General features: G+C 68.3%; 9 protein-coding genes. 8 read left to right on the forward strand and 1 reads right to left on the reverse strand.

The window, feature by feature from the left end; translation table 11 throughout:
- Nucleotides 1–102: 102 nt before the first annotated feature.
- The 4 genes from ispD (at nt 103) to AC3A3Q_RS16115 (ending at nt 2,718) form a co-directional block, all read left to right on the forward strand.
- Nucleotides 103–786 carry a 2-C-methyl-D-erythritol 4-phosphate cytidylyltransferase gene (gene ispD / locus AC3A3Q_RS16100; protein ID WP_487587180.1) on the forward strand — a complete coding sequence of 228 codons (684 nt, stop codon included), beginning with the start codon at nt 103–105 and terminating at the stop codon, nt 784–786.
- Nucleotides 787–794: 8 nt separating this feature from the next.
- Nucleotides 795–1,274 carry a 2-C-methyl-D-erythritol 2,4-cyclodiphosphate synthase gene (gene ispF, locus AC3A3Q_RS16105; RefSeq protein WP_487587181.1) on the forward strand — a complete coding sequence of 160 codons (480 nt, stop codon included), beginning with the start codon at nt 795–797 and terminating at the stop codon, nt 1,272–1,274.
- Nucleotides 1,271–2,329, forward strand: a complete 1,059-nt coding sequence (gene truD / locus AC3A3Q_RS16110; protein ID WP_487587182.1) for a tRNA pseudouridine(13) synthase TruD — start codon at nt 1,271–1,273, stop codon at nt 2,327–2,329. Before ispF ends, truD begins: the two co-directional genes overlap by 4 nt.
- Before the next feature lie 149 nt (nt 2,330–2,478).
- Complete coding sequence (locus AC3A3Q_RS16115; protein WP_487587183.1) at nt 2,479–2,718, forward strand: hypothetical protein; 240 nt, start codon at nt 2,479–2,481, stop codon at nt 2,716–2,718.
- A 32-nt stretch (nt 2,719–2,750) separates the two neighbouring features.
- Here the strand turns inward: AC3A3Q_RS16115 and AC3A3Q_RS16120 are convergent, their stop codons facing one another.
- A complete protein-coding gene (locus AC3A3Q_RS16120) occupies nt 2,751–3,314 on the reverse strand; it encodes a Smr/MutS family protein (RefSeq protein ID WP_487587184.1) in 564 nt (187 codons plus the stop codon).
- Between the two features lie 168 nt (nt 3,315–3,482).
- On the opposite strand from AC3A3Q_RS16120, the gene surE reads away from it, so the two are divergent.
- From surE to AC3A3Q_RS16140, 4 genes are read left to right on the forward strand one after another with little or no spacing between them, the layout of a single operon-like run.
- On the forward strand, nt 3,483–4,289 hold the full coding sequence (gene surE, locus AC3A3Q_RS16125; protein WP_487587185.1) for a 5'/3'-nucleotidase SurE: 807 nt from the start codon (nt 3,483–3,485) through the stop codon (nt 4,287–4,289).
- Nucleotides 4,286–4,963, forward strand: coding sequence for a protein-L-isoaspartate(D-aspartate) O-methyltransferase (locus AC3A3Q_RS16130; protein WP_487587186.1), 678 nt, complete (start codon nt 4,286–4,288; stop codon nt 4,961–4,963). The genes surE and AC3A3Q_RS16130 overlap by 4 nt, the downstream gene beginning before the upstream one ends.
- A 46-nt stretch (nt 4,964–5,009) precedes the next feature.
- Entirely contained in the window at nt 5,010–5,627 is a 618-nt protein-coding gene (locus tag AC3A3Q_RS16135; protein ID WP_487587187.1) for a YqaA family protein, read from the forward strand.
- Between the two features lie 23 nt (nt 5,628–5,650).
- On the forward strand, nt 5,651–6,448 hold the full coding sequence (locus AC3A3Q_RS16140; RefSeq protein WP_487587188.1) for a peptidoglycan DD-metalloendopeptidase family protein: 798 nt from the start codon (nt 5,651–5,653) through the stop codon (nt 6,446–6,448).
- Nucleotides 6,449–6,545 lie beyond the last annotated feature (97 nt).

A 6,545-nucleotide genomic window follows, 5' to 3' on the forward strand; every position in this document is an offset into this window, starting at 1 on the left:
GACGGAGCCTCAGGCTGTGGTGGGCGGCAAGGGTGGGGGGCTGGGTCCCGGCGTGCGCCGGGACGACGTTCTATTGGCAGTCTCAACGAGGATCGTGACGAAGTGATCTGGGCCGTGATTCCCGCAGCAGGTCGTGGCTCGCGCTTTGGCGGCGAGACACCAAAGCAGTACCTCGAAATCGCTGGCCGTCCGTTGATCGCACACGCGCTCGATGCGCTGCTCTCGCACCCGCGCATTGCCGGTGCGATGGTCGCATTGTCGAAGAACGATGCCCTGTGGCCCGGCTGGGCCAACCTGCACGGCAAGCCGGTGCTGCGCTGCGTCGGTGGCGGCGAGCGCGCCGATTCGGTACTGGCGGCATTGCAGGCGCTTCCCGTCGAAGTGGCCGACGACACGCTCGTGCTGGTGCACGATGCGGCACGGCCCAACCTGCGAACTGAAGACCTCGATCGCCTGATCGCAGCGGCCAGTGCCCATGCCGACGGCGCCATCCTCGGCGCTCCGGTGCGCGACACGCTCAAGCGTGCCGACGCCGCCGCGCACATCGCCGCGACCGAACCACGCGAGCGGCTGTGGCGTGCATTCACCCCGCAGGCGTTCCGCCGCGGCGCGTTGACGGCCGCGCTGGAGCAGGCGCAGGCGCAGGGCATCGTGGTCACCGACGAAGCGATGGCGATGGAGCGCTTGGGCGCCCACCCGGCGCTGGTCGAAGGACGCGAGGACAACCTCAAGGTGACGACGCCGGCCGACCTGGCCTTGGCGCGATACCTGATCTCCAACAGGTAACCCAGTACATGAACATCCGCATCGGCCAGGGTTTCGACGTCCACGCCTTCGGCGAAGGCGACCACGTGATGCTCGGCGGCATGCGCGTGCCGCACGAGCGCGGCATCGTCGCCCACTCCGATGGCGACGTGGTCATCCATGCGCTGTGCGACGCGATGCTCGGCGCACTCGCGCTGGGCGACATCGGCCAACATTTTCCGCCGAGCGACCCGCAATGGAAGGGCGCCGACAGCCGCGCTTTCCTGCGCCACTGCCAGACCCTCATCCAGGAGCGCGGCTGGCAACTGGGCAACGCCGACATCACCGTGATCTGCGAACGCCCCAAGGTCGGGCCGCATGCGGCGGCGATGCGGCAGCTGCTCGCAATCGATCTGGGGTTGGCGGAGGACGCCGTCAGCATCAAGGCCACCACCACCGAGAAGCTCGGCTTCACCGGCCGCGGCGAAGGCATCGCGGCGATGGCGGTGTGCCTGCTGGTGCGTGCGTGAGCGCGCAGGAGCCGACGCTGCCGCGTGCGCATGGGCCGTCCGTGCTCAGCGCCAACATGCGCACCACGCCCGGGGATTTCCTGGTCGAGGAACTGCCGGGCTTCGAGCCCAGCGGCAGCGGCGAGCACCTGTTGCTGACCATCGAGAAGCGCGGCATGAACACCGCCTTCGCAGCCCGACGCATCGCCGAGTGGGCGGGCGTAGGTGAGGTCGCCATTGGTTACGCCGGCCTCAAGGACCGCAACGCCGTGACCCGGCAGCGTTTCAGCGTCCACCTGCCCAAGCGCGTGGCGCCGGACCTGGCGACGCTGGAAACCAGCGGCGACAATGAGCACCTGCGCGTGCTCGAACACACCTGGCACGCGCGCAAGCTGCCGCGCGGCGCGCTGGCCGGCAATCGCTTCGTGCTGGTCCTGCGCGAAGTGGCCGGCGGACGCGAGGCGATCGAATCGCGCCTGCAGGCGATTGCCGCGCGTGGCGTGCCCAATTACTTCGGCGAACAGCGCTTCGGCCGCGACGGCGACAACGTCGCCAATGCCATGGCGATGTTCGCCGGCCGGCGCGTGCGTCGCGAACAACGCACGTTGCTGCTGTCGGCGGCGCGCTCGGAGTTGTTCAACCGCGTGCTTGCATCGCGCGTCCTGTCCGCCAGCTGGGACCAGGCGCTGGACGGAGAGGTGTGGCTGCTCGACGGCAGCCGCAGCGTGTTCGGCCCGGAGCCTTTCAGCGACGAACTCGCGCAGCGCCTGGCCGCGTTCGACATCCATCCCAGTGGCCCGCTATGGGGCAAAGGCGAACTGCGCAGCCAGGGTGAGTCGGCGGCAGTGGAACTGGCCGCATTGTCTGGCGATGACGCCGCCGCGCTGCGCGCCGGCCTGGAGGCCGAAGGGCTCAAGCAAGAACGTCGTGCCCTGCGCCTGAAGCCTGCCGACCTGGCGTGGGACTGGCTTGACGGCGATGTACTCCAGTTGGCTTTCAGCCTTCCACCGGGCACGTACGCCACGGTCGTACTGGCCGAACTGGGCGACGTACGCGCGCTGGGTCGCAGCGGCTGAACGGGTAGTTTCGACCGTTCGTCGGAAAGCATCTGCTGGCACTGGTGTGCCCCAAGCGCCGGCGTATAAGCCGAAATCGTACAAGTCTTCATGTTGGCTTGTGCCGTCGTACCCGTCGGGTAGGGCGATCACGTCATGGAGATGTCGTCATGAACGCATCGTTACGCATGGCCGTGTTGGTGTCGGTGGTGGGCCTGGCGGCCTGCGCCGGCATGCAGAGCAAGACCGCTTATGTGCCGGAGCCGAAGGCTCCGTCGATCATGGACGACGACGAGGCTTACATCGCCTACGTCGAACGTGTTGCCCGCCGCCGCGGTATCGAGGTGGTCTGGGTCAATACGCCGCGCAAGACGGCCGACCAGGTCGCCCAGGAAAGCGGTCAGCAGTAGTGCAACACTGTCTCGCGTCCCGGTGGCCGGGCTCAGGATGAGCGCAGGCGACGGGGCGCAAGCAGTATCAGCACCGCTCCGGTGCCTCCCTGCGCGGGCGGCGCGGAGTGGAATGCCAGGACGTCCGCGCGCTGTCGCAGCATGCGGTCGACCAGGTTCTTCAGCACCGGCATGCCGCTGCTCGCGATCGTGGCGGCGCCATGCAACCCCTTGCCGTGCACCACGCGCACGCAGCCCACGCCGTGCAGGCGGGCGTCGTGCAGGAATGCGCGCAACAGCAGTTCGGCCTCGCGCGTGTCGGCGCCGTGCAGGTCGAGCTCCTCCTGTACCGAGATCTCGCCGCGCCTGAGCTTCTGCAACAGCCGCGGCGAGACTTCGTCGCGGCGATAGGACAACGCGTCACCGGCATCGAGCAGGCTTTCGTCCAGGGCATGGCGGAACTGTTCGCGCGCCTGGGCCTCATCGCGCTCGGCCATGCGCGCCCGCGGCCGTGGCTTGGGCGTCGCCGGTGGCGGCGTGGTGTCGGGCAGCCGCCTTACCGGACCGATCGCGGTGCGGAACAGCTCGGCGTCGTCGTCTTCGGGATCGTCAGCCATGGCGACAGTCTAGGGGCTCCCGCGCGGGGCGGGCAGGGGGCCGGCAGGGAGCAGCAAGGTCCGCAATCCCCATCGGCTATCATGGGTGCCGCACGGTCCGGCAAGCGCATGCAACAAGTGCCCGGTCCTGTCACCACCCCACGTTCCAAGGTTCGATCAAGGGAGTTCATGCGAGTTCTGGTCAGCAACGACGACGGCGTCGACGCCCCCGGTATCCGCGTCCTCGCCGAAGGCCTGCGCGCCGCCGGCCATGAGGTGCTGGTGGTCGCCCCCGACCGGGACCGCTCCGGCGCCAGCAATTCGCTCACCCTGGATGCGCCCGTGCGCGTCCAGCGGCTGGACGAGTCCACCTGGCGCGTCTACGGCACCCCCACCGACTGCGTGCATGTGGCCATCACCGGCATGCTCGAGGTCGAGCCCGACATCGTCGTGTCGGGCATCAACAACACCGCCAACCTCGGCGACGACGTGATCTATTCCGGCACCGTCGCCGCGGCCATGGAAGGGCGCTTCCTCGGCCTGCCGGCCGTGGCGATGTCGCTGCAGACGGTCGACCACACCGGGCGCCATTACGAAACGGCGGCGCGTGCGGCGGTGGAGATCATCGCCCGCCTGCGCGTGGATCCACTGCCGGCCGACACCATCCTCAACGTCAACGTTCCCGATTTGCCCTGGGACGAGGTCCGTGGCTTCGAAGTCACCCGCCTGGGCAATCGCCATCGCGCCGAGGCGTGCATTCCGCAGCACGACCCGCGCGGCCGCGAGTGGTGGTGGATAGGGGCTGCAGGCCAGGAGCAGGACGCCGGCCCCGGCACCGACTTCCATGCGCTGCGCACTGGCAACATCTCGATCACGCCAATCCATGTCGACCTGACCCGCTACCAGGCGCTGGACCAGGTCGCGAGCTGGGTCGACGGGCTGGCCGTGTCGCTCGATCGCGGCGCCGTTCGCCAACATTCGGAGCACAGCGCATGACGTTGCGCATGCGCCTGCAGCCCGAGGCCATCGGATCCGGCATGACATCGCAGCGGGTCCGCGACCGCCTGGTCGAACGCCTGCGCGAGAACGGCATCCGCGACGAACGCGTGCTCAACGCGATCCGCACCGTGCCGCGCCATTTGTTCGTCGACGAAGCACTGGCCACGCGCGCCTACGAGGACACGGCACTGCCGATCGGCCACGGCCAGACCATCTCGCAACCGTGGGTGGTGGCGAAGATGACCGAGGCCGTGCTCGAGGCCGAACCGAAGAAGGTGCTGGAGATCGGCACCGGCTCGGGCTACCAGGCGGCGGTGCTGGCCGCGCTGGGCCTGGAAGTGCACACCGTGGAGCGCATCGGTGAGCTGCTGCGTACCGCGCGCAAGCGCTTCCGCCAGCTCGGCATGAACATCCGCAGCAAGCACGACGACGGTCGCATCGGCTGGTCCGAGAACGGCCCGTTCGATTCGATCATCGTCACCGCGGCCGCACCGGCGCTGGTCGAATCATTGACCGCGCAGCTGGCCGCGGGCGGCACGCTGATCGCGCCGGTCGGCGGCGCCTCGTCGCAATCGCTGCTGAAGCTGCACAAGGACGCCGATGGCGTCGTCACCCAACACACGCTGGCTCCGGTCGTATTCGTGCCGCTGCTGTCAGGGATGATCGATTGAACACCGCAGGAACTGGCTCCGCAGTGACATTCTGGAAGGACTGGCGTTGAAGATTTTTGGACCGCTTTACGAGCGCACGATTTCCTGGGCGCGTCATCGCCATGCACCCGCACTGCTGACCGGCCTGAGTTTTGCCGAGGCGGTGGTGTTCCCGGTTCCGCCGGAAGTGATGCTGGCGCCGATGTGCCTGGCCGATCGCCGACGCGCGTTCTGGTTCGCCACGCTGAGCCTGGCCGGTTCGATGGTCGGCGCGTTGCTGGGCTATGCGCTGGGACACTTCGCCTATGAGCTGGTCAAGCCGCTGCTGACCTCACTGGGCTGGATCGATCGCATCGACGCGCAGGTCACGCAATTGCGCGAGATCGCCGCGAACTCGCCGTGGAAGGCGTTCTGGCTGCTGGTTCTGGCCGGGTTCACGCCGATTCCGCTGAAGATATTCACCTGGGCGTCGGGCATCGTCGGTGTGCCGATCCTGCCGTTCATGGCCAGCATGTTCATTGGCCGCGGCAAGCGCGTGTACCTGATTGCCCTGGCAATCCGCCTTGGCGGCGCGCGCGCGGAAGCGGCGCTGCGGCGTTACATCGAGCCGATCGGCTGGGCCGCTTCGGTCCTGCTGCTGGCGGCAGTGGCATGGCTGGTCTGGAAGGCACAGTTCGCAGCATGAGCGCACGCACGACACGAGCACGAATGTCCGTCGCATCGCGTCCGCTCCTGGTGGCGGCGCTGGTCGCCGTCGCGGTGGCCGGATGCGCGAGCACGAAGGTGATCCGCACGCCCAGCGGCGGCACGACCACGGTCAAACCGTCGGTACCCCGGTACGGCAAGACCGTGGTGGTGCAACGCGGCGACACCATGTACCGCGTGGCCTCGAGCAATGGCATCCGCGCGGTCGACCTGGCTGCATGGAATGGAATTCCGGCGCCTTACACGATCTACCCGGGCCAGCGCCTGCGCCTGTATCCGTCGCAGGGTTCCGGCAGTGCGACGACCGGCACGTCGGGCGGCACGGTAGCGACGCGACCGGTGCCTGCGACCAGGCCGCCGACGACCACGCCACGTCCGCCGACCGCCACCGCACCGGCGCCAGTGCCGCAGGCGGCACCTGTCGCCAGTGGCTTCAACTGGCGCTGGCCGGCCGATGGCGAACTGATCGGACGTTACGTCGCCGGTGAGCCGACCAAGCAGGGCATCGACATCGCCGGCAGTAGCGGTGCGCCGGTGCGTGCGGCCGCCGACGGGGTGGTGGTGTACTCGGGTTCGGGCCTGGTGGGTTACGGCGAGCTGGTCATCATCAAGCACAACGAGCAGTGGCTGTCGGCCTATGGCCACAACCGCAATCGCCTGGTCAACGAGGGGCAGCTGGTGAAGGCCGGCCAGCAGATCGCGGAGATGGGCCGCAGTGGCGCGCCGCGCGAGATGCTGCACTTCGAGGTGCGCTACAACGGCAAGCCGGTCGATCCGCTGCTGTACCTGCCGAAGAAGTAGCGTCCCAGTCGTCCCAGTCGTCCCGGCGAACGCCGGGACCCAGGCCCGCACTCCATCAGCAATGTCACGTCATCCCGGCGAATGCCGGGATCCATTT

The sequence above is a fragment of the Lysobacter sp. Soil_C_59 genome, from assembly GCF_057656415.1.